The following is a 21767-nucleotide window of genomic DNA, read 5'->3' as shown; positions in this document are numbered from 1 at the left end:
AAAATATGGTTAGGAAGTTTCCATCAGCCTCGTTAAAATGGCTTAACGACCATAAGCACCAATATGGCAATCATAAGCAGCTGTGCTGCCGTCTCGATTGGTACGATCTTTTTTATCAGCAGTCCGAACTCGGCGGGTATTTCATTACCCTGGTTTTGACTTTCAGATATGAGCTTTATGATCTTTTTCATACGCGGCTCTATCCATCCGTCGATCATGACGATCAGAAGCAGCGATAAAAGAATGGATACATTCAGCCACATTTGGGCTAACCCCATCTTGGTTATGATCATAAGCCAAACCCCGGTTAAAATAAGTACGGTTCCGCCAATTTTAGGCATTATGGCAAGCTTGGTCGTTATCCCAAAAGTAAAGTGCAGCTGGTCTGCGGTTTTAGCGGATCTTCGAATGAAGGGCATCACGAAAGCGGGGCCCATTATGGCGATTGAAGCCACTATATGCAAAACGAGCAGGAATCCAAACAAACCCATTATCCCCTTTCTCCTTAGCGCGCCGTACTATTGCTTTGATAGGCTAGACCGACCCTTTTTCTTTTAAATGCTCCTTCGAGCTCAAGATGGTCCAACATACATTTTGCGACGTCGTCATAAGTTACATTCATCTCTTGAAGCCGGCTGAACAAGTGACCGGCTATATCTGCCTCGGAATATTCCTTTATCATCTCCGGAATTGGAATAGGCAAGGTTTCCGTTGTTACATGCAGATGAACCGGATCTGGATACTCTCGCGAATCCATCATTGTTCCCGGACACATAATGGACCAATCGAGCCCTGTCTGCTGCAGCCTTTCGAAATTCCGGTTGTGATTTCTAAACTCAGGTGGGAAACCGGGTAAATTGTTGCCAATTAGATCCGTATAGGGAATATCCAGCAGTCCGGCTCCTCCCATGATCCATACCCGCCCAGAGAAACTAGATTGAGCTTCACATTGGCTTATAATGTTATCAACGAGACGAACAAACTCTTCACCCTGGCCCGCATGGCTAGCTGCAATAATAGCGGCGCCTTGATGCGCGAGCGCCTCACCGACTCTCACCGGGTCCATCATATCGTCCACGATCACCTTCACATGCTTAATGGAATGCTCACCTAGTTGATCGTAAAGCTTCTCGGAATTTCGCACAAATGCGGTCATTTCGTGGCCCATTTGTATCCCTTGTGCCAACACTCTTTTCCCTGTGTTCCCCGTAGCTCCAAAAACAATAATTTTCATTATTCTTTCCTCCTCTGAATGGACCCCAATATTTGGTTAGCTCAAGCTTATCATCGCTTCAGAATGATGTTAAGAACCCACTTTTTAGTAGGGTACTTACTTAAAAGTAAGCATGGTAAAAAGGGATACCCTAGTTACACGCGGAGGACGGGAAGATTTTAACGACAGATTGGCGGCAATTCCACATGGTAAGGAGTTTTATTACCTCCACCCCGATATTTAGTTCGTATCAGGAGTGCGACTGCAGGTAAACAAAAAACTGCCCGGAATCCCGTGGCAGTTATTGCTTTGAGTTTGATTGAATCAGTGCACAAGCACATTGAATCAGCTTTATGACGCTGGCTCTTCATATTTCCGCTTATTGTGATTTTCTCCCCAAGCACACATAACTTCTGCTACAGGAATCAAAGTTCTGCCGTATTCGCTAAGAGAATATTCTACTTTTGGAGGGACAGTAGGGTAGACCGTTCTATCGACGATGCCTTCTCGTTCCAAATCTCGGAGATGTTGCGAAAGCATTTTTTGTGAAACATCAGGTATAAGCTTTTCCAGATCGTTGAATCTTTTTTTGGATTCAATCAAATGCCATAAAATCAATGGCTTCCATTTGCCGCTTAAAACATGAATGAGTGTCTCAATTGGACAGTCACGCTGATGAATCATGGATAAATCATCCCCTTACTTTCAAGTAAGTGCATTACCTGAAATTAACATAACAAAATTTTACGATAGCGCTGCTATCAAGTCAATTAGGAATATTTCCCCCAACATTCCGTAAAATTTTGCAAACGGGTTACGCCCAGCGGCTCCAATAGTTTGTTGGCAACGGACAAGTTCAACCGATAGCCATCGGTGGCACAAACGAATTTCGGCCACGGCCGCAGAGCACAACCATCTAGTAATCAAAACTAACTGTCCAACCTGTAATACTCGTACGTTTTCCATCGCGAACGGGAGGATACCGGTTTTTGATCCGGCCACGGCTGAGCCGTAACCCAGGACTTAGAGCCGGATAATACTCGGCGCCATATTTCTTCGATGCTTGCGTACGTTAGCGGCGGAATGGTCTTGGTGTCTCTAGCCCTGTTTAATGAACAAACCGCGGCACAAAGACGATCCAGACAAGCATTCATAATGTTTTGTCCCAGCTCAACCGTTGCTTCATCCGCATCGTCACCGAGCGCCATTTTCCCTCCGGAGCCCGGCACATTCTCCCATACCCTCGCCTGCATATCCACAAGATCGGGACGAAGGTACATTTGCTGGGATAGCTCGTATTTTCCAGCGTGATCCCCTGTGTACATTCCGTCCACGAGTTCAGGATCGCTTTGGACCCATACGGTAACCGGAACATGCTCCATAAAGACAGCAGCTGCTTGGCGTAAATCCGATTGATTACCACCGCTATGTCCTGAAACGACGACAATGGTTCGAAATCCAGCGTTGACGAACGACCTCAGCTGGTACAAAAATAAATGAATCATCACTGCAGGAGGAATGCCGGTTAGGAGAGGATCGGTTTCCCCTACTTCCTCCTCCAGCCATCTGGCGTGGTATCCAGTTTCATGAATGTGATAGCCCATAGAGGGTGCTACGATCCCTCCGGTACGACGAGCCGCTTCGATACAGAGCCATTCCGCTTTAAACAAATCAAGTCCAAAGGCACTTACCTGCCCATGCGGCTCACAAATCCCAAGCGGCAGATAAACAGCCGGGCACTCCGCCAACCTGGCTCTGAATTCATACGGCAGCAGCTCGGACCATAACACTTTAGGCCCAATATTTGGTTTCATAGAAGTTCCTCACCCATCTATAGTGGCGGCGAATGTCTTCAAAAACGTCCTCCGGCAAAGGCGGTTTGCCGGCAGCTGCAATGTTCTCATCGGCATACTTCATCACATGCATCGAGCTGATTGCTGTCGTCACTCCCGGATGCTGCAGAACAAACCGGATGGCCAGCTCGGCTAAGCTGTCGGCATATTGGGGGATGAATGCCTCCTTCAAGCGGTTCACTCGCTCTATATAGATAGAACGGGGCAAATAATCGAAGTACGATTTGCGGAAATCCCCTTCCTCAAATGGAGTGTCTTCCCGCAGAAAGCCCGTCAATCCCCCTTCGTCCAGAATACAGCGTGCGATGACGGCAACATGGTTCTCAACGCAAAATGGAATCAGGCAATCCAGAGGAAGAGGATCGAATAGATGAAATACCGTCTGCACCGAATCAATCTTTCCGCTCTGTACGAGTGATAAGGCAAGGTCATGGCGCTGATCAGGAAGCGAAATTCCGATTCCGCGGATCTTCCCCTCCTGCTTTAGCTGGAGCAGCTCCTCCATCCAATAATCTACGCGATCCCATTGGGGCCAATATTGGTGAAGCTGCATTAAATCAATCGTCTCTACACCAAGCAGCTTGAGCGAAATCTCTGTGCTTTCTCTAAGCCAGCCCTTGGGGTAGGCTGTCTCAATAGGAATCGGCTGGCCCCACCCCAGATTGCCGGGGCCTTGGGACTGGATTTTGGAAGCGATAAAGGGCTTCTCACCGGTCCACTCTCTCAGAGCCAGCCCGAGAATTCTTTCCGATTCCCCGTAATTACGAGCCGTATCAATAAAGTTGACGCCTTGCTCCAGACAGTTCAAGACGGACCGGATCAGTTCTTTTTCTCCATATTGCCCAAACACGCCGCCCAGACCCATAGCTCCAAAGCCTAAGCGGGAAACGGATGTTTCCAGTTTCCCGAATGGATTCTTTTGTATCATATGGCTCCCTAGACCTCCTGACCATTAAGTAAGTGGTGAAATACGATAACTGCGCATGCGAAAGCACTTCCAACCGGTGTTGTCCCCAGATTTCCTGATTTTCGTTCTTCACAACACTTTTTAAAGCTGAATAAATACTTTGTCATTCTCTATCTTTACCGGATACGTCTTAAGATCGACACACACGGGCGCTCGTTTGGCTGCGCCGGTCTTTATATCGAAACGGCCGTTGTGCTTCGGGCATTCAATAACACTCCCCATAACGAGCCCGTTCGAAAGATGAATTTTCTCATGGGTGCAGTACCCGTCGGTTGCGAAATATTCACCTTTATCGGTACGATACACAGCAAAAGTGCGGTCGTCATGGTCAAATCTTATGACATCTTCCAGTTCAATATCCTCCATATGGCAGACTTCCAGCCATTCTGTTACCTTCATGCCGGCTTCACTCCTTTCTTTATGACGCTCTTTAACGCTAAGACCTCGATAATTGTAATTCGAGATACAATTCGTTGGGGATCCCATACATATAGGGGCGTGCCGTGCTTGGCAGCGGTTTGACAACCACATAAGCCGGATCCTGCTTCTGCTTGCGCAGCGCTGTAATGACCTCTACCAGAGCCGCCCAAAGACTGGTTCGCGCAGCCGGGCAGTCCGCCTTCATCTCCTCGTGCAGCTTTGGAAGCGCATGATAGGGAACCATCGGGAACATATGGTGTTCCGTATGATAATTCATGTTCCAGTACAAGAACCGAAACACCGGATTCATATAGATCGTACGGGTATTCAGCCGATGATCCAGGACGTCTTCGTATAAGCCGAGATGCTGGGTGATGCCGAAGGTAATGACGACGATACCACCGTAAAACGAGGGCAGGAATACAAACATGGCCGGCAGCAGGCTTCCGGCATAGAGACAAGCTCCTATAACCCCCAGTATAATCAACATGTACACACGTGCTTCCCAGAACGTTTTCTTATACTGGGATTCAGGGATATATTCCTTCTCTTGAGCCTCCAATTTGCCGAAAGTATGCAGAAGGAACCGCTTGATTTCTATGGGACCACCGTATAAATGGAAGACCTCCAGCAGAAGCTGCTCCCAAATGGGCGGTCTCTCCGTAATGATTTCCGGGTCGCGTCCTACGATAATTGTATCCGTATGATGCCGGGCATGGCTCCAACGCCACGGAGTAGCCGAGCGAAGCACCATAAAGGAAGCGATCTGATATAGAACCTCGTTCATCCAAGGCGTTTTGAATGCCGTACCGTGTCCGCATTCATGCCATCTGGAATCGCCTGGTGTAGCGTAGAGAATTCCATACGCCAGGAAGGCCGGTACCGCCCACCAGGTCCCCCAGGAAAGAAAGGCCAGATAACCTAAGAGAACAAGTCCGGCGAACCATATTATCGTATCCCGTATCGCAGGACCGTCCTTTCTCTTCATCAATTCCTTCATTTTCTGGCGGGGAATCGGGCTGGTGTACCACTCAGCTGCTACCAGTCCCCGTTCCTCCGCACGTTTGCCCTCCGGTCCTGTAATACTGTAATCCCTTCTCTTGATCTGTACTTCCATCTCAAAGCTCCTTTCTATCGGTCAACTGGTAACGGATAAGCGCGCTTCTTTGCACGCTTATCCACCAATCAAACGTTCAAGGGTTGGTTTAGACGCCCAGTCGCTTCAGCTTGCCGTCCAGAAACCGCTTGGCACGGAGAATGTCGGCCTCGTCGAGGTGCTCAATAATGATCGGAATATTCGGGTGCAGCTTCGCCAACCGGGCCAAGTACAGATCGTAGTTCAGTATGCCCAGTCCCGGCGCCGGAAGCTCGACAGCCCCCGCTCCTCGGAAGGTATGGGATTCGGCAGCGTCGATATTGGCGTGCTTTTCCCCTTTATCCTCCGCCGGCTTACAGTCCTTGGCGTGGGCAATCTTGATTCTGTCGCCCAATGCATTGAAGATGCGGTGAATCTCTTCATCCACATGATGAATGTTCGTGTCCGTAAAATAGTTGGTAGGGTCCATTAGCAAGCCGAGCCCCGGATGATTCACATCGGAGAACAGCCGGGTCAGCTGATCGACCGAACCAATGATATTATTCACATAGTTCTCAACTAGGAACACCGAACCATGCTCGTAAGCGAATTTTGCCAGGTCTTCAATCTGTCTGCATATCTCTTCATAAGCTTCCTCTGTTCCGTTCTTCGAATCCCAGACCCAATCGCTTTCTTGGTTATATGTACCGGTTTCGCTGATGACATACGGGGTTCCCAGGTCGCGGGCATAGCGCAGGAGATTCTTTAACCCTGCGATGTTCTGTTCCCGAATATCCGGGTTAGGATGAATAATATTAGTGTATCCCGAGATGGCCACTATCGGCAGGTTAGCATCGCGGAATGCATGCTGAATGAATTGTGCCTTGTTCCTATCCAGGTTATGAGCGGTTACATCCAGATCTTTGAAGGATAGATCCAGTTGAACACAGGAAAAACCGTCCTTCTGAATTCGTGAAATCGTTTCCGCCAATGTGTACGGGTAGTATCCGTTAAAAATACCTACTGAAATCATGAATCATCGCCTCCCAAAACGTTATTTGAATGGACTAGCCACTTCCTCAAACAAAATCGTGCGCCCTTCGGCAATCGATCGGTAGCATCCATCGACGGCAGCCATCGTCAGCAGATTGTCCCTGCCGCTAATCTCAGGTTCGCTGTCCGTCTCTACCGCCCGAAGCAATTGAGCCATCGTCCCTTGAAATGCATCCGGGAACCATACCTCATCCCAGGTTGGACGATGCCACTCATTCGGCGATGTTTTGGTCGTGTATTCGATCGTACTGGGTACCCGCTCCGGATAGGAGGGCCATCCAATTGTCCCTTGTGCCAGACCGTCCAGTCCAACCACTCTCCACTTGATGTAGATGTCCTTCTCGGTGCCTTCGCCCGGCCATGCCCAGACATCATCAAGACTTGTCGCCAACAGCTCGTTAGCGTACTGGAACGAATATTGGGAAATACCGTCAATATGCCGGAAGGCCGTTCGCGGGTCCCGCCTTGCGACAGCCGTGATTTTCAGCGGGTTACCGAATAAGTACCGGAACGTATCGATATGGTGGATCCCCATGTTCAAAATTTCGACGTTCTCGTACTGATGCAGAAAATCCTGCCAGTGGGGAATCGCACGCATTTCGATTGTGGCCAAGACGGGCAATCCAAGATCACCCCGGCCCAACAGCGCCTTGAGGGCACGGATCGATTGATCGTAACGCATATTCGAATTGACCCCTAATTTGATGCCTGCCTCTTCACAAAGCTGGACGATTTCGGAAGCTTCACGTGAATTCATGGCCAACGGCTTTTGGCACAAAATGCCTTTGACGTGCTTTTGCTTTACGGCCTTTTTAACCACCTCAAGCTGCTTATCCGGCGGGATGGCAATGTCCAAAATCTCGATCTCCGGATCGGTTATTAGCTCTTCCCACGTTGCGTACACCTTCCCAATACCCCGCTGCTCCGCCACCGCTTTGGCATTTTCATATGTCCTAGAGGCTATGGCTGCTGGAGTGAATCCTGCATCCCGATATGCAACCAGGTGACAGTCCCTCATAATAAACCCGGAACCGATACAGCCGATTCTGAAATCTTTCCGATTGGGCAGCTGCGGTCGTATAGATAAATCCAAATCCATCGAATTCAAGCCGATTCCTCCTTATAGTCAAATTAGCGAATGACATGCAAAAAACAGCTCAACACGCTTCCTTCGCCAACTGCGGCAGCATCTTGCAAAACGAAACCGTCAACCCAGCTTCTCGGTCCACATGGAAGTCTCAAAGCGGAATGTTTCTCCCGGTAAGAGGCCTCTGGCTCCAGTCCGTTCCGATTCATAAGGCAAATTAAACGCGTCGGTAACATACGTATAAGGTTCCAAAGAATAAGCCGAGGACCAGTCCGGTCGGAACAGCACCAGATAAGGGAACTCCGGGCCGGGACGAAAGAGGATGGAATACGCGTTATCAGGCACGTCGATTCGGCAGGCGGCCCCGCCTTCCTTAAGGGTAATCAGCGAACAGCCCAGTTCGGGATACTCCACGATCGAGATGCCTTCGTTAAGACTTCGGCTGAACTCGGTCTGCGAAGGCAGGCCCTTAACCATTGCCTGAGAAGTTACAGGCCACTCCTCCAAGGCAGGAGCGTGGAGAATGATTTCTCCTCCACGATGGAAAGGCAGGGAAAAATAAGGGTGAAGCCCGAATGCAAAAGGCGACTCTTCCTCTCCCTCATTTACAATGGTGCCTTCCAAATATAGACGTCCCTTCAATAACCGGAACGTCATCGTAAAGGTCAGTGAGTGAGGAAAATAAGCCATTAGGTCCGGATGGGAAGCGTAGCAAAAACGGCTTGTTACATACGCTCCGCCATCGTCCGATACCCCCTTTTTCACGACCTCCCATGCCCGTTTACACAGTTCCCCATGCAGATGAAAATCCGGAGGTTCGTTAATGGGCAATCCGTAATCCCTTCCCCGATAGCTGAACCTTCCCTTATGTACGCGATTGGGGGGAAACAAGATAGGCATGCCGTATTGGAATGGCGCAAACGCCTCCGTTTGCAGCATCTGCAGACGGGCCGGCGGCTCGATGACCGGATGGCCTCCGCTTTCAAAACGAATAAGATTGTTCCCGATGCCAGTAATGATCTCTGCTGTGGAGCCGGTAGCCGGTTCGCTGAGAACAACGATATCCAATCCTTCTTTGACGACCCGTTCTGACGATGCCGAATCACTTGTCAAAGCAAATCCCTCCCCAGTTGGTAACGCTTTCTAGAAATCATTATAGGAAAAGTCCTCTCCCTTGTATTTAGCTAAAAGCAACATTTCAGTTGCCGAAATCACTTTTTTGAAAAAAATTTGGATAGCGCCTCGTTATATCTTTCAAGTAGCCAGTTAGCCCTAAAGGATTAGAGCCGAGAGTAGGCTATTCAGCTTCTTATCTTTAACGAGTTGCTAGAATCATTATTTTTTGATTACAATGAATCTATCGAATCAGTGAGGAGTGATCGGTATGGAACGTGCTCCGCATGAGGATCAGGAATACTTCGCTCTAAGCCCTGAAGAGACGATACTCAGGCTGTTTAACTATTACTTTCCTCCCTATATTACATTGGCCAGCCGCTTCGATTTTTTGCATGGAGAAGAAGACTTGTACAAAAACCGGCGCTTGAAGCAATATTTATTAGAGTACGTAGAGGATGGAAGCGCAGATTTCATGCTCGGAGATAAGCCCATGCCGGTAAAACAAGGGGATCTCTTTCTGATCCGGCCCGATCATCCCCACACCATCCATGGGAAAGCCGGAAGTCCTTACAAGTGCATCAGCATCTTGTTTCATTTCGGACAAAGCAAAAACTTTCCGCTATCGGACTTGCTTCCGAAAGAGACGTATCTCGGATCGATTCGCGGCTTGCCGCTAGAAGACCAGCTTCACCAGCTTGTCCACAATTATCAGGACCCCCATTGGGTCAATCAGTTGAGGTGCCAGCATATTTTGATCGGCATTCTGCTGCAGCTGCTGACCTCTGCGGCGCCGTTCGCCTTGAATCAAACCCGTTCGGGAGCAAGGGTCGAGTTGGCTAGGCGTTATTTGGAGCAGCATTATGCGGAGAATATTACTTTGGAGCAGCTGGAATCCGTGTCTGAATTAAGCCGCAATTATTTGCTGAGCAAATTCAAACAGTTCTATAATCTGTCTCCCATGAAGTATCTGAGGTGGATTCGCATCCAGCGGGCCAAAGAGCTGGCGGCCAACACGAGTCTCTCGGTCAATGAAATCGCCATTCGGGTAGGCTACGCCGATGTTCATACATTCGGCAGGATGTTCAAAGCTGAGACCGGAATGAGTCTGACGCAGTTCAGCTCCAGTATTAAATAAATAAAATCGGAACCCCTTCTATTGAAATGGGTTCCGATTCCATCCGGTCGTAATCTTCTGTTTCCCTTCATTGAGTTCCTCGTTCTTTGTTCACTCAAATCAAAAAAGAGAAAGTCACCCTCAATTGCGAGCAACACTCTCTCCTTTATACGCCTGAATCATTCATTGTCGCCGTTCAATTAGCCTTACCTTCTAAACCATCCTTGGCAGAATCGTACTACTGGCTTAGTATGCATGGACTCTACAAACTGCTTCACTGAATCCGTATAGCCCTATCAGTTAATCAGACCGTAGTCGCTATAGCATTTGGCTTATGAAAACTATACACGGGGCTATTCCTGCGCAGTTAAAATGACAGGTCCCTCTTTCGTAATGGCAATTGTATGCTCGTACTGAGCGGATAGCCTTCCGTCAGCGGTTCGCGCGGTCCAACCATCGTCGTCGATCGTCATGCGATACGTTCCCGCGTTCAACATCGGCTCAATGGTAAAAACCATTCCTTCCTTAAGGCGGAAGCCTTTGCCCGGCAAGCCGACGTGCGGAAAATTAGGCTCCTCATGCATGTTTCTACCCACTCCATGGGCAAGCAAATCGCGCACAACGCCAAAACCATTTTGCTCCGCATGTTGTTGAATCGCATGGACAACATCACCGATCCGGCTATCAACGGTTGCTCGTTCGATACCGATGTACATGCACTCTTTCGCGACCCGCATCAACTTCTCGGCTTCCTCCGAGACTGGGCCAACCGCGTAGCTCCATGCGGAATCGCCAACCCAGCCGTTCAACTCCGCAACGATATCGATGGTGACGATGTCTCCCTGCTGAAGCGGCTTGCTGTCCGGGAACCCGTGTGCGATCACATCGTTCACGGAAGCGCATGTTGCATACCGGTAGCCATTGTAGCCCAAAGTGGGCGCTCTACCCCCGGCTTTTGCGATGAGCCTCTCAACTTCGTCGTTAATCTCCTGTGTCGTAATGCCCGGGCGAATCATTTCGGCCACTCTTTTGTGGCATGCTGCCACGAATCGCCCGGCTATTTTCATCTCTTCTATTTCCGCTGCCGATTTCAAAGTGATCATATTATCGGTTCCCTCCTGGCAAAATTCCGGATAGTAAAGTTTCCGCTGCCTCGTCGATATCCATCTCTTCATGCTGATGATGAATATGCAATCCGGCATAGCCGACAAGCGAGCCAATCAGCATGTTGGCCGCTTTTTCCGGGCTTCGCCCGCCGGCGTATTCCCGGAATACCTCCGTCAGCGGCAAGTACAGCTCTTCGTGGAACCGCTCGGACAGATTCCTATAGCGGCCGCCGGGCAGCTGGTGAAAATTTTCCACCGACATTTTGTACAGGATGAACACCGATAGATTCTCCGACCACTGGCGAAGCATGAGCACGATATATTTCCGCAGCCGTTCAGGCCATGGTCCTTCGCCGCTCAAGGCAGTTTCCGTGACCGATTTCGCTTTTTCGAAAGCGCACCACAGCAATTCATCAAACAATTCGTATTTATTTTTGTAATAATGATAAACTGTTCCGTAACCGAGCGAGGCCTGGGCCGCGACATCGCGCATCTCCATAGTGATTCCTTTATCAATATATACCTGCGCGGCGGCCTGCAGCATTTGCTGGATCCGAAGCGCACGAATCTCTTCGTTCTGTTCCTTCGTTCGGGGAGACATGATCGGAAAGTCCTCCTTTTTTTGACCTACTGTAATGTCAAAATAAGAATACATTAATTTTCCTTTTCAGTCAAATCGACAACGATTGGCTCATGTCTCCCGCTTCAAAAGAGATGTCAAGGGGCTTGACTATTACCATAAGTCTCTGGCCAGCCATGTTTTTCGGTCGGTCAATCACACCTATTCACCGGACGGCACGATAAGCTCCGTATCTGTCGAAACCGGCACCCCAAAATCAGGTGCTCCGTTATCATCCCAGGTAAACCTTTGTGCCCGTGTGCTTCTGCGCTGTGCTCCGCCGCCCGAAATGTCGATCGCATGGTATATAATCCAATCCTCCGTGCCGTCCGGCGATTTCGTGAAGCTGTTGTGACCTGGGCCGAACACACCGTTTTCCACACTTTTGGCAAATACAGGGCTCGGCGATTTGATCCAGCTTTCCGGCCTCATCAAATCAGCTGATGCTGATGCCGTAAGCATCCCGAGACAATAATCGTCCGACCAGCAGGCGCTTGCCGAAAATAGAAGGTAAAGCTTATCGCCCTTACGCAGTATGACCGGCCCTTCATTGATGGCCATGCCGCCCTGTTTCTCCCATGGCTCTGTCGGGGCAGAAAGCAGCACGTTATCTTCTACCAGCGTCCAAGGATTGCTCATCTTCACGATATAAATCGCCGACCCGTAATCCGGATAACAGCCATAGCCGGAGTAGATAAAATACAATTCTCCCCTATGCTCCAGAACGGTTCCGTCCAGCCCGGGATAAGCCGTGTCAAGCTGGCCTTTATCGGTCCACGTACCCTTCATCGGGTCGGGGGAAGAGTTCTCAAGAACGAAGATCCGGCGGGACGCATCGCCCGCCTTCCCTACTTTGCCGTCATTAGCCGTGTAATAGATGTACCATTTTCCACGAATATAATGGATTTCCGGAGCCCATATGTGTTGGCAATTAGCTCCCTGCTTAGGCGGCGTCCAGATCGTGACAGGGGCTGCTTCCGATATGCCGGATATCGTAGTCGATTCCCACAGATCTAGCCTATTCCCCCGGGTCACCATAAAATAATAACGTCCCTCGTGCTGATAAAGCCAAGGATCCGCCCCCTGCAGCAGCAACGGATTGAAGGTTCTAGACATGCTGAAGTCTCCTTCCCGCCTTGATTTCGGCGATTAATACTTAACCCGCCCGCCAATTATTTTTCGAATATTTTGTAGTGAAGATTTGGGAGTACGGTCATAGCTCAGCAGCCCGTTAATCTCTTGTTCTACATCAGTTAGCTGGGTGTAGCAAAAACCTTGGACCTGCGGGGATTGTAATAACGGCTCGACTACATCAGTAAGCCTCTTTAAGAAATCCTCTTCATTCTCGGCTCCGGAATACCCCCAACCCTCCTGGTCGTTTTTCTTAAAGGCAATACCACCAAATTCCGTTACTAGAATCGGCTGGTTCTCATAGACTGTGCCGCCAACCAGCAGCTCACGACGTGTGCGCTTCATTCCCAACGTGTTTTCCAGTGTAGCATATTTCTCCTCCAGCTCTTCTCGTCTCCACTCGTAGTCGTGGATGGTCAAGAGATCCGTTTTCATGTGTTCCCAGCCGTCATTAGAAACGACCAGTCTAGTATCATCTAGAGACTTGGTTAAGTGGTACATTGCCAGTGCATGCTGCTGCTGCCGCTTATCGATCAGGATGTTCGGGACACCCCAGCTTTCATTAAGGGGTACCCAGACGACAAGGGAAGGATGATTGTAATCTCGTTCAATGGCCTCCTGCCATTCGAAGGTGATCTTTCGAACATACTCCTCCGAGTATTGATAAGCGTTAGCCGTCTCGCCCCATACGAGAAAACCTAATTTATCCGCCCAATACAGATAGCGGGGGTCTTCAATCTTCTGATGCTTACGCGCTCCGTTAAATCCCATTTCCTTTGCCAATTCAATATCCCGTTTCAATGCTTCGTCGTTCGGAGCTGTTAGGTTTCCCTCTGGAAAATAACCCTGATCAAGGACAAGACGCATGAAATAGACCCGATTATTCAGCATGACCTTGCCTGCCTCAACGGAGATTTTACGCATGCCGAAATAGCTTTGAATGGAGTCGACTACCTCGCCATTCACCAACAAGGTTATAGTTACGTCGTACAGGTTGGGATTATGCGGCGACCACCAACGCCCCAATCCATGATCGTTAAAATCGTGCAGCCCTACGGTCCTTGTTTCTTCTGAATGATGAAAACTTAACGTTGTGCTGGTGAAATATTCATCTTTATATCGAATATCGATGCGAGCTTCTACCTTATCGACCACTGGAGCCTGATTCAAGAAAGTCCGGATTTGAATTTCGTTCTTATCAATATCCGGCTTGAATTTAATCTTCTTAATGTGCAGCGGGTTGACTGGCTCTAGCCAAACGGTCTGCCATATGCCGGTTGTCCGTGTATAGAAGATAGAAGCTGAATGATCCTTCCAATATTGCTTTCCGCGCGGAAGGGTGACATCACGGCTGAAATCCTCAACACGAACGACAATGATATTCTCATCTTGTTTCAGTGCGGCTGTTATGTCTGCATGGAATGGCGTATGTCCCCCTTCATGAAAGGCAACTACTTTGCCATTCACCCACACCGTTGCCGCATAATCTACTGCACCGAAGTGAAGAATGATCCTGCTACCGGTCCAATCCTCGGGAATGGTGAAGCTGCGCTTATACCACACCAGATCGTGAAAACCCGTCTCTCCAATTCCGCTTAAATGGCTCTGGTAAGCAAAAGGAACCTGAATTTCTTTCGTAAATTCTCTCGTGACCGAACCCCATTGCTGTTCATCTCCTATACGTTGATCATCGAATTCAAAATCCCAGGTTCCATTCAGGTTAAGCCATTTCTCCCTTACAAGCTGCGGGCGTGGGTACTCCTGTCTTTGGATCTCTAGATTCATGTCTGCACTCCTTTTTGAATAAGTAATATAATAATTAATATAATTACTAATACGTTAATATAATAGGTGCCGTGTTCCACTTTGTCAACCTTATAGTTCAAAAGTTAACTTTATCGTTATTTAGTGTGGTGGTAGTCCGTAATATTCACCGCGATCTGCTATTCCATCGGGAATAGGAATAATTCTTGCCAGGTCGACAAAACAAAGTTCCCCCCATGACATAAAAATTTGAGGGGAACATACTTTGAATCACATGTTTTAGAATGCCGTTAATGCTTTCGCACCCTCCTCATTCGCTGCCATTTCGGCCGTATGATAGGTTAGAGTGTATCGGTATTTGGATACAATCGATTTCTGCGAAGCCGGTTCCCTTGGTGAATGTAATCGTATTGCTGCCCGCTTTTAAAGAAACGTTTGACGTCACAATATTACCTTGCGTCCATGCCCCGGTTCTCGGATACGTTATTATTCTCGCTGTATCACCATTCACCGAAACATTATGCGTACTATCCCCACCCGTACCATTGTCATATCGTACATACATCGTGTAACTGCCGGTGACAGGAACGTTGACATTGAACCGAACATAGCTGTCCGCGTAGTCGATATGGCCGACGACCTGTCCTCCGGATGCGTATGTATGACTGACAACCCGGGTATTGAATGTTGCCGCTTGTTCCGCTTCATAGGTGGTTCGCTGCGATGCTTCGCCTGAAGGTAAGCCTACCGGCAAATCAGGCGATATCGGGATACCGAAATTCGGAGTCCCGTCGGCATTCCAACCAAATTTCTGTGCACGGATGCTCCGGATCCATCCTGCTCCGCTGTATTTGGCTGCATGATAGATGATCCAATCTTCGGTACCATCGATTGATTTCGTGAAAGAGTTATGCCCCGGACCGTACACAATCCCTGCCGACTGAAAAACAGGGGTTTCTGTCTTCACCCAAGAGGCTGGATCGAGCGGATCCGTGCCTTCCAGCGTCAGCATTCCGAGACAGTATGCATTTTTCCAGCTGGCGTTCGCAGAATATACGACATATGTTTTTCCTTCGCGCTGCAGCACTTCAGGCCCTTCGTTAATGGCAGCACCGCTCGTTTCCCAGCTATACGTAGGAGAGGAGATAATAACCCGCTTGCCGCTTATATGGGTAGGTGAATCCATAGGAGCGATAAACAGTCGTTGAACCTTATCTGTCGTGCTGTTCCAACCAGACCATATAAAGTACAACTGGTTGTTATACGATAACACAGTTCCGTCAATTGCCCATTGATCTGACGGGTCGGTCACCTGGCCGATAAAGGTGTACTTGCTGAGCGGATCGGAATTAGCGCTTATCAATACATACATGCGATGAGTCGAATTGTCGCCGTTTACGTCTGCCGCAAAGTAAATATACCAATGATTGTTAAAATAATGCAGCTCCGGGGCCCAAATATCTTCGAATGTCGTATTCACATTGGACCAAACGACGACCTTGAGACTATTCTCTAAACTGCTGATCGAATCCGATTTCCATATGGTTACATTATTGCCTGTGGTGCAAGTAAAATAATATACGCCATTGTGTTGGATCATCCAAGGATCAGCACCATTCGACATGATTGGATTGTAGAACGTTTCGTCAGAGGAAGCATAAGATCGTTTCTGTGAGGTTAACGAACCGGGAAGCATCGTTGCAACCGATGGAACGAATGCTGCAGCTTTCTTAGACATATTGGATACCACTAACCATCCCACCTCCTAAATTTGTACTACTTCATATGCCGGAGTCCTCCTCAGGTCCTACATGTGAATATTATGGAGCTTCGTACGTTCCATGTTCCGTTATCATTCAGAACAAATGATTATCGGGCAGCGGATTGTTCCCTGATATACTGGTTCAGTTTTTCCTGTGCATTCCGCAGGGCAGTATTGACATCGATACCTTTCAATATCATATCGTTGCCGGCTTCAACAATTAAACTTCTGCCTTTTGTATCATATTTTGTATGTTCATGTATTCCTTGCTGGAGGGTGAAGAACGCATTCGTATTTTTCCCCTTCAGGAACTCCAAATCTACGCCAAAGTCTTTCTTCAATTCCTCCGTTTTCTTCAGAACCGGTATTCTTCCGCTCTTATTGATTAGCTTCTGCACCTCTTCACCAGCGACATAGGACAACACTTGGAAGGCTTGTTCCTTATGTTTGCTTGTCGTGGTCACAATCATATTATGCGTTTCCGCCTGCCATGCATAGCCCTTGTCCTTCTCAAACGTGGGGAGTGTTACCATGTCCCAATGAAGCTCCTGACCGCTCTTTACCAGTTTATCGATTTCCCCGATGACATCTGTGCCCCAATAGCCGGCCATAGCAACTTTTTGGTCTTTTACAAATACGGTGTGCGAGTTGCTTGAAAGTTTACCGTCCTTTACATATCCCGGAATGTCATACATCGATTTATGCATATTCAGAACCCTGGCCCAGCTATCCGTTGTCAATACGGCTTCGTTCGTCTGCTTATTCACATAAGGCAAAGTAAGCCCCATTGCAAAGCGGTCCACTCCGCCTGCGTACAGACCCAAATACTGGACACCTCCATCATCGCGTGTCAGCTTGCGCGCCAAATCGATGGTCTCCTCCCATGTCATGCCTTCTTTGGGATAAGCGATTCCGAATCGATCGAATATGTCTTTGTTATAGAAGAGGGCAGGGATGTTCATTCGGAATGGAAGCGCAACCATTTCACCTTTTGCTCCAAACTTCTTGATGGATTCAATCGGGACCGGTTCGTATTTGGACAGGTCCAATCCAAATTTTTTGATATACGGATTGAGATCCTCTATGATTTGTAATTCCTGTAAAGCAGGAATCCCAGGCAACCCTGCGATTAAAATATCAGGCACGTCACCCGATGTTATCATCTCCTGCAGCTTGCCACTAACCATTTCCAATGTAATATGCGGATATTTCTTTTTTACCGGTTGGGCAAAATAAGCGTCAAAATCTTCTTGAGCGAAAAAGCCGTGGGCAACCATTAACTTTAAAGTCACGGGTTCTGTACTGATCTCCGACTCCGGTACATCCAAGCCCTTATCGCCAGGGCTCTTTTGACTTTGGCAGCCGGCATTCAGGAGCAATGTTAAAACTGTGGCAGTAAGAACTAACTTTCGTTTCAAATTAGATCCCTCCATGTTCATTGTAACTATCCAGCACAAACTCTATAGTTTACTTCACACGCTGCCTTTGAAAAATCCACTTTACATCGAGCCAGTCCTGGTAAACGCTTACATAATTTCTACTAATTTTGCTCGTTTTGTGAAAGAACCTCCTTTCGTTTAATAAATTGGACCATCGCCCCCTTTTTTCGTTTAATTAATAAATTAATTATCTTTATTCTATTATTGTTAATATAATATCCCCTTTCTCGTCTTGTTGTCAATCTAAAGTTGATTAATTAACAATTTGGTTATATAATTGGAGCATTAGGAGCGTGCTGTATGAAAATAGACGTAACCACTAGAAATATGAACGTATTGGAGTGTTTTTCTTCTGAGACGCGAGTTCGGATCATTGAATTGTTGAATGAGAAACCTTATAACATTGGTGAACTCGCAGAGGCATTAGGCTTGTCCTCAGCCATAATTACAAAGCATATTCAGAAGCTAGAGGAAGCCAGGATTGTTTCTACGGAGAATACGGTAGGAAAACGAGGGACGCAGAAGCGTTGTTCATTGAATGTGGATAAAATGACGCTAGTACTCCGAACTGCCGAAATAGAAAAGCCACAGAACCAAACTGGATTTACGGTCGACCTGCCGGTCGGACAATACATCCGGTATGAGGTTCACCCAACCTGTGGTTTGGCATCCTCCGACAAGCGCATCGGCATGATGGACGATCCCCGTTATTTCGACGACCCCGAGCGCACGATGGCAGAGCACCTGTGGTTTGCAAGCGGTTTTGTCGAATATCGGATTCCGAACTATTTGGTGGGAAAAGAAACCGCGTCAAGCCTTAGCATTTCATTGGAGATTTGCTCCGAGGCACCTTATTATAACGACAATTGGCCTTCGGATATTACCTTTTCCGTCAATAACATGGATGTGGCTACTTGGACCTGCCCGGGGGATTTTGGCAGCAAGCGTGGACAATACACACCCGAGTGGTGGGTGGATACGCAGTACGGACTTCTTAAGGTCCTCTCCATTACCGATGAGGGTACATTTATCGATGGGGTAAGGTTTTCTGATGTTCGAATTCATCAATTGAACGTAACAGCAGGTCAGGAGCTGCTCTTCCGAATCTCTTGTCCCGAATCCGCTGCGAATTGCGGAGGTGTCAGCCTTTTTGGCAAGAACTTCGGCAACTATCCGCAGGATATTCGAGTAACTATTTCAGTTTAAAGCTCTAATTATAAAAAAAACGATCGTTAAACAACCTAACCCCATTTAATTGGTTTTAGGTTGTTTTCGTTTCTTTTTTAGTAATCTTCAGAGCTAGTTCAATCCAAAGGGAGCACCAGCGATTACTAATCCAGCAAGGTTCCAGCTGTTAATCGGCTGAATGTATTTAGGTATTCAAGTCCAGATCCTATCCTTATTAGTCGTCCCTTTTAAAGCGAAGTCAACGGCACTTTCAGCATGAAGTCTTGTTGTATCATAGACGGGTATACTGCAATCATCTTGTGAGATGAGCAGCGTTATTTCTGTACATCCCAGAATAACGGCTTCTGCTCCTTGCTGTTTAAGCTTATTTATGATCTTTAAGTAGGCTTGCTTGGACTCTTCATTAATTAGACCAAGACAAAGCTCATGATAAATGATGTCATGTATAACCAATCGATCTTCTTCATTCGGCACAATAACCTCAAGTCCAAACTTTTCAGTAAGTCTGCCCTTGTAAAAATCTTGTTCCATCGTAAATGCAGTCCCTAATAACGCGACCTTCTTAATTCCATCTTTAACGATTTCGATCGCTGTTGAGTCTGCAATATGAATTAACGGAATGGACACCGAACTTTCTACCTCTTGTGCCATCTTATGCATTGTATTTGTACAGATGACGATTAAATCTGCTCCGGCCGTTTCAAGTTTTTGTGCTGAATCAATCATAATTTTTGTAGCCTCATCCCAGTTCCCTTGATGCTGTAAAGTCTTGATTTCTTGAAAATTTACCGAGTACATGAGACTTTTAGCGGAATGATGCCCGCCAAGTCTTTCTTTTACACATTGGTTAATGATTTGGTAATAGAGCAGAGATGACTCCCAGCTCATTCCACCAATAAGACCTATAGTTTTCATTGGTTAAGCACCTCATTATATTATGGTTCCATATATCGCGGAATCTGCCACAGAATGGCCTTCAAATAATAAACCTGTATGGCTATCCTGGTACTTCAAACCTCTATTCTTGTCTCCAAAAATTCAAGGTACTTTGGATCATCTTCCATAAAGATACCAATCCCGGCACCCATATAAGCCCGGGTCAGCTCGTCTGCCGCCTTTTCAAGGTTTTCCTGTTCGTAATACAATTGCCCTAGTCGAAGATGAATGTAGGGATTCCCTAACCCCTTCGGGCACTGTACAGCATTAAAAAAACACTTGAATGCCTTATCGTAGTTCTTCATTTGAAAATGGACATCCCCAATAGCCACATAGATCCACGTTGCGGCCTCCCATTCTCGATGACTTTCCGGCAATAATCGGAGGGCCGCGACGTACTTATTCTTTCCCGCCTCGAGATTGCCTGCACTAACCAGATCATCGCCTTGTTTACACAGTGCGGTAATTTCGGCATGGGTGGAATCTGAAAGCTGCACCGTCATCTCTCCTATCTATTCAATTTGAATCCGCCGCATGTTTTATTTTTTTTACCAGCAGCGAATTATTGTTTTTTGACTTTCATCAAAAAGGATTGCGCCAGGTATCTCCGACAAATAGTCTATCGCCCAAATGATATGATTCGTGAAATCCCTTCCTTCATCAGGCGAGAATACGAAGCGAATACGTTCGGTACAGTCTTTGATTTCAGGCGGACAATCCTTGACGGTGCTTGTAATGTAATTTACATCTTCAGCTACATTATGGCCAGTTTCAAAATGCGCTGTAAAATTCCAACCCGGTCAACGGAGAATCAAGTATTTCTCTTTCGTAAACGGATTTGCTGATGCTCCTATTTCCAGTCCGTTCTTTGTTTCAAAATCAAAGTAGGCGCTTAACTCAGAAGCAAGACGCTCATGAGAGAATGAATTTAACGACTTAGCAAGGTTGGCATGTATTACGGACATAATATTTCCCCCATCGTACCGGATATTCTCAACTCGCCGAGTTATTCATTTGGCAAAGACTCTATGGCAAAGTTCTGGATGGCTTTGTCGGATAAGGAGGCTTCCAGGCTAGCAGGATTCCGGCGTCTCCGCAGCATTTGGTTACTCCTTCCATATTATCTCTTGCAACCTCCCAAAGCCACAAATCATTGCTGATTTTTTTTAGAGTACCGCGGCCGCGTTCTTTGACAATCCACTCTCCGAGTGTCGTTCCTTGAATTTTTATATGTAGATGGCTTTCGTTTATCATATTGCAAGGATATACCATTCTTAGCATATCTCCTCTATAACGAACTCTCCCTTTAAATCTTCCGGGAGTTTCTTCTTTAAAAATCCTCGTATCCTCGTATGGAAATAATTTTATCAGATTCTCGCCCTGAGCATAATAAAATCCATCTGCCACTCTTTTAGCAGCATACACGATTCCATACGGGTAGCTAAATTTTTTCGATACATCCTTCACAAATCCGATCATATTTTCATAAATCTCTTCCAAAGGCACGGCACACTGACCATCGATATGATGAAAGCTGCCAAACTCATCGGTCATGTACCCAAAGGATGCAAACCATGGAGAGTAGCTGCTTTGCTCACAATATAATCTAAATGCTGTAACTTCTTTTGAGATTATTTTACTCTTGAGTTCAGAGAGTGAGGCTTCTATCAAATCAACATCGAGTCCATCTTCGCCATTCTTGTAAGTATAATATCCGGCAGTTGTAATCCTTGCACCGATTGCTTCAAAGAAAGACTCGCCTGCAATGCAAGCATCAAGTGGAGTGATTTTACTTGTGTCGTACATCGCCATCCCTGTACACATAGATAGATTTTCACCTCTATCATTAACTGCATGTAATCAAATCCCATTCCCTTGCACTTGTGTCATCTGATATAGTAAAGACCAGTACTCCGGATTCGTT

At 47.2% G+C, this 21767-nt stretch carries 21 protein-coding genes; 2 read left to right on the top strand and 19 right to left on the bottom strand.

Annotation, left to right across the window (positions count from 1 at the left end):
• Positions 1-32 precede the first annotated feature (32 nt).
• From GGC63_RS25675 to GGC63_RS25630, 10 genes are all read right to left on the bottom strand, one after another.
• A complete protein-coding gene (locus GGC63_RS25675) occupies positions 33-491 on the bottom strand; it encodes a DUF2269 family protein (protein ID WP_192704742.1) in 459 nt (152 codons plus the stop codon).
• Between the two features lie 14 nt (positions 492-505).
• On the bottom strand, positions 506-1234 hold the full coding sequence (locus tag GGC63_RS25670) for an NAD(P)-dependent oxidoreductase (RefSeq protein ID WP_192704741.1): 729 nt from the start codon (positions 1232-1234) through the stop codon (positions 506-508).
• Between the two features lie 330 nt (positions 1235-1564).
• Positions 1565-1897, bottom strand: coding sequence for a winged helix-turn-helix transcriptional regulator (locus tag GGC63_RS25665; protein ID WP_192704740.1), 333 nt, complete (start codon positions 1895-1897; stop codon positions 1565-1567).
• 245 nt (positions 1898-2142) lie between these two features.
• Positions 2143-3027: a creatininase family protein gene (locus GGC63_RS25660; protein ID WP_192704739.1), complete on the bottom strand. Its 885-nt coding sequence runs from the start codon at positions 3025-3027 to the stop codon at positions 2143-2145.
• Positions 3005-3994, bottom strand: a complete 990-nt coding sequence (locus tag GGC63_RS25655) for an aldo/keto reductase (RefSeq protein ID WP_225948500.1) — start codon at positions 3992-3994, stop codon at positions 3005-3007. Before GGC63_RS25655 ends, GGC63_RS25660 begins: the two co-directional genes overlap by 23 nt.
• A 120-nt stretch (positions 3995-4114) precedes the next feature.
• A complete protein-coding gene (locus tag GGC63_RS25650) occupies positions 4115-4432 on the bottom strand; it encodes a MocE family 2Fe-2S type ferredoxin (RefSeq protein WP_079913199.1) in 318 nt (105 codons plus the stop codon).
• A gap of 37 nt (positions 4433-4469) precedes the next feature.
• Entirely contained in the window at positions 4470-5570 is a 1101-nt protein-coding gene (locus tag GGC63_RS25645) for a fatty acid desaturase family protein (protein ID WP_192704738.1), read from the bottom strand.
• Between the two features lie 88 nt (positions 5571-5658).
• Positions 5659-6561, bottom strand: a complete 903-nt coding sequence (locus GGC63_RS25640) for a sugar phosphate isomerase/epimerase family protein (protein ID WP_192704737.1) — start codon at positions 6559-6561, stop codon at positions 5659-5661.
• A gap of 21 nt (positions 6562-6582) precedes the next feature.
• The gene (locus GGC63_RS25635) at positions 6583-7680 is read right to left on the bottom strand and encodes a Gfo/Idh/MocA family protein (protein ID WP_192704838.1); all 1098 of its coding nucleotides are present in this window, start codon (positions 7678-7680) and stop codon (positions 6583-6585) included.
• 108 nt (positions 7681-7788) lie between these two features.
• Positions 7789-8781 carry an aldose 1-epimerase gene (locus GGC63_RS25630; protein ID WP_192704736.1) on the bottom strand — a complete coding sequence of 331 codons (993 nt, stop codon included), beginning with the start codon at positions 8779-8781 and terminating at the stop codon, positions 7789-7791.
• Positions 8782-9052: 271 nt separating this feature from the next.
• On the opposite strand from GGC63_RS25630, the gene GGC63_RS25625 reads away from it, so the two are divergent.
• Complete coding sequence (locus GGC63_RS25625; RefSeq protein ID WP_079913194.1) at positions 9053-9919, top strand: helix-turn-helix domain-containing protein; 867 nt, start codon at positions 9053-9055, stop codon at positions 9917-9919.
• 332 nt (positions 9920-10251) lie between these two features.
• Here the strand turns inward: GGC63_RS25625 and map are convergent, their stop codons facing one another.
• The 6 genes from map to GGC63_RS25595 form a co-directional block, all read right to left on the bottom strand.
• Positions 10252-11001 carry a type I methionyl aminopeptidase gene (map, locus tag GGC63_RS25620; protein ID WP_192704735.1) on the bottom strand — a complete coding sequence of 250 codons (750 nt, stop codon included), beginning with the start codon at positions 10999-11001 and terminating at the stop codon, positions 10252-10254.
• Position 11002: 1 nt separating this feature from the next.
• A complete protein-coding gene (locus GGC63_RS25615) occupies positions 11003-11605 on the bottom strand; it encodes a TetR/AcrR family transcriptional regulator (protein ID WP_192704734.1) in 603 nt (200 codons plus the stop codon).
• Between the two features lie 180 nt (positions 11606-11785).
• Positions 11786-12739, bottom strand: coding sequence for a family 43 glycosylhydrolase (locus tag GGC63_RS25610; RefSeq protein WP_192704733.1), 954 nt, complete (start codon positions 12737-12739; stop codon positions 11786-11788).
• A gap of 33 nt (positions 12740-12772) precedes the next feature.
• Positions 12773-14539, bottom strand: coding sequence for a glycoside hydrolase family 2 protein (locus GGC63_RS25605; RefSeq protein ID WP_192704732.1), 1767 nt, complete (start codon positions 14537-14539; stop codon positions 12773-12775).
• Positions 14540-14828: 289 nt separating this feature from the next.
• Positions 14829-16268: a family 43 glycosylhydrolase gene (locus tag GGC63_RS25600; RefSeq protein ID WP_318781124.1), complete on the bottom strand. Its 1440-nt coding sequence runs from the start codon at positions 16266-16268 to the stop codon at positions 14829-14831.
• A gap of 119 nt (positions 16269-16387) precedes the next feature.
• A complete protein-coding gene (locus tag GGC63_RS25595; RefSeq protein WP_192704731.1) occupies positions 16388-17698 on the bottom strand; it encodes an ABC transporter substrate-binding protein in 1311 nt (436 codons plus the stop codon).
• Positions 17699-18019: 321 nt separating this feature from the next.
• On the opposite strand from GGC63_RS25595, the gene GGC63_RS25590 reads away from it, so the two are divergent.
• A complete protein-coding gene (locus GGC63_RS25590; protein WP_192704730.1) occupies positions 18020-18925 on the top strand; it encodes an ArsR/SmtB family transcription factor in 906 nt (301 codons plus the stop codon).
• Between the two features lie 174 nt (positions 18926-19099).
• Here GGC63_RS25590 and GGC63_RS25585 read toward each other — a convergent pair whose 3' ends face one another.
• From GGC63_RS25585 to GGC63_RS25575, 3 genes are all read right to left on the bottom strand, one after another.
• A complete protein-coding gene (locus GGC63_RS25585) occupies positions 19100-19822 on the bottom strand; it encodes an aspartate/glutamate racemase family protein (RefSeq protein WP_192704729.1) in 723 nt (240 codons plus the stop codon).
• 95 nt (positions 19823-19917) lie between these two features.
• Positions 19918-20340: a tetratricopeptide repeat protein gene (locus GGC63_RS25580; RefSeq protein WP_079913174.1), complete on the bottom strand. Its 423-nt coding sequence runs from the start codon at positions 20338-20340 to the stop codon at positions 19918-19920.
• A gap of 529 nt (positions 20341-20869) precedes the next feature.
• On the bottom strand, positions 20870-21667 hold the full coding sequence (locus GGC63_RS25575; RefSeq protein ID WP_192704728.1) for a hypothetical protein: 798 nt from the start codon (positions 21665-21667) through the stop codon (positions 20870-20872).
• Positions 21668-21767: the final 100 nt, after the last annotated feature.

This window comes from Paenibacillus sp. OAS669 (assembly GCF_014873645.1).
GTDB classification, from domain to species: domain Bacteria; phylum Bacillota; class Bacilli; order Paenibacillales; family NBRC-103111; genus Paenibacillus_S; species Paenibacillus_S vulneris.
This window is presented reverse-complemented; position numbering and strand designations above follow the sequence as displayed.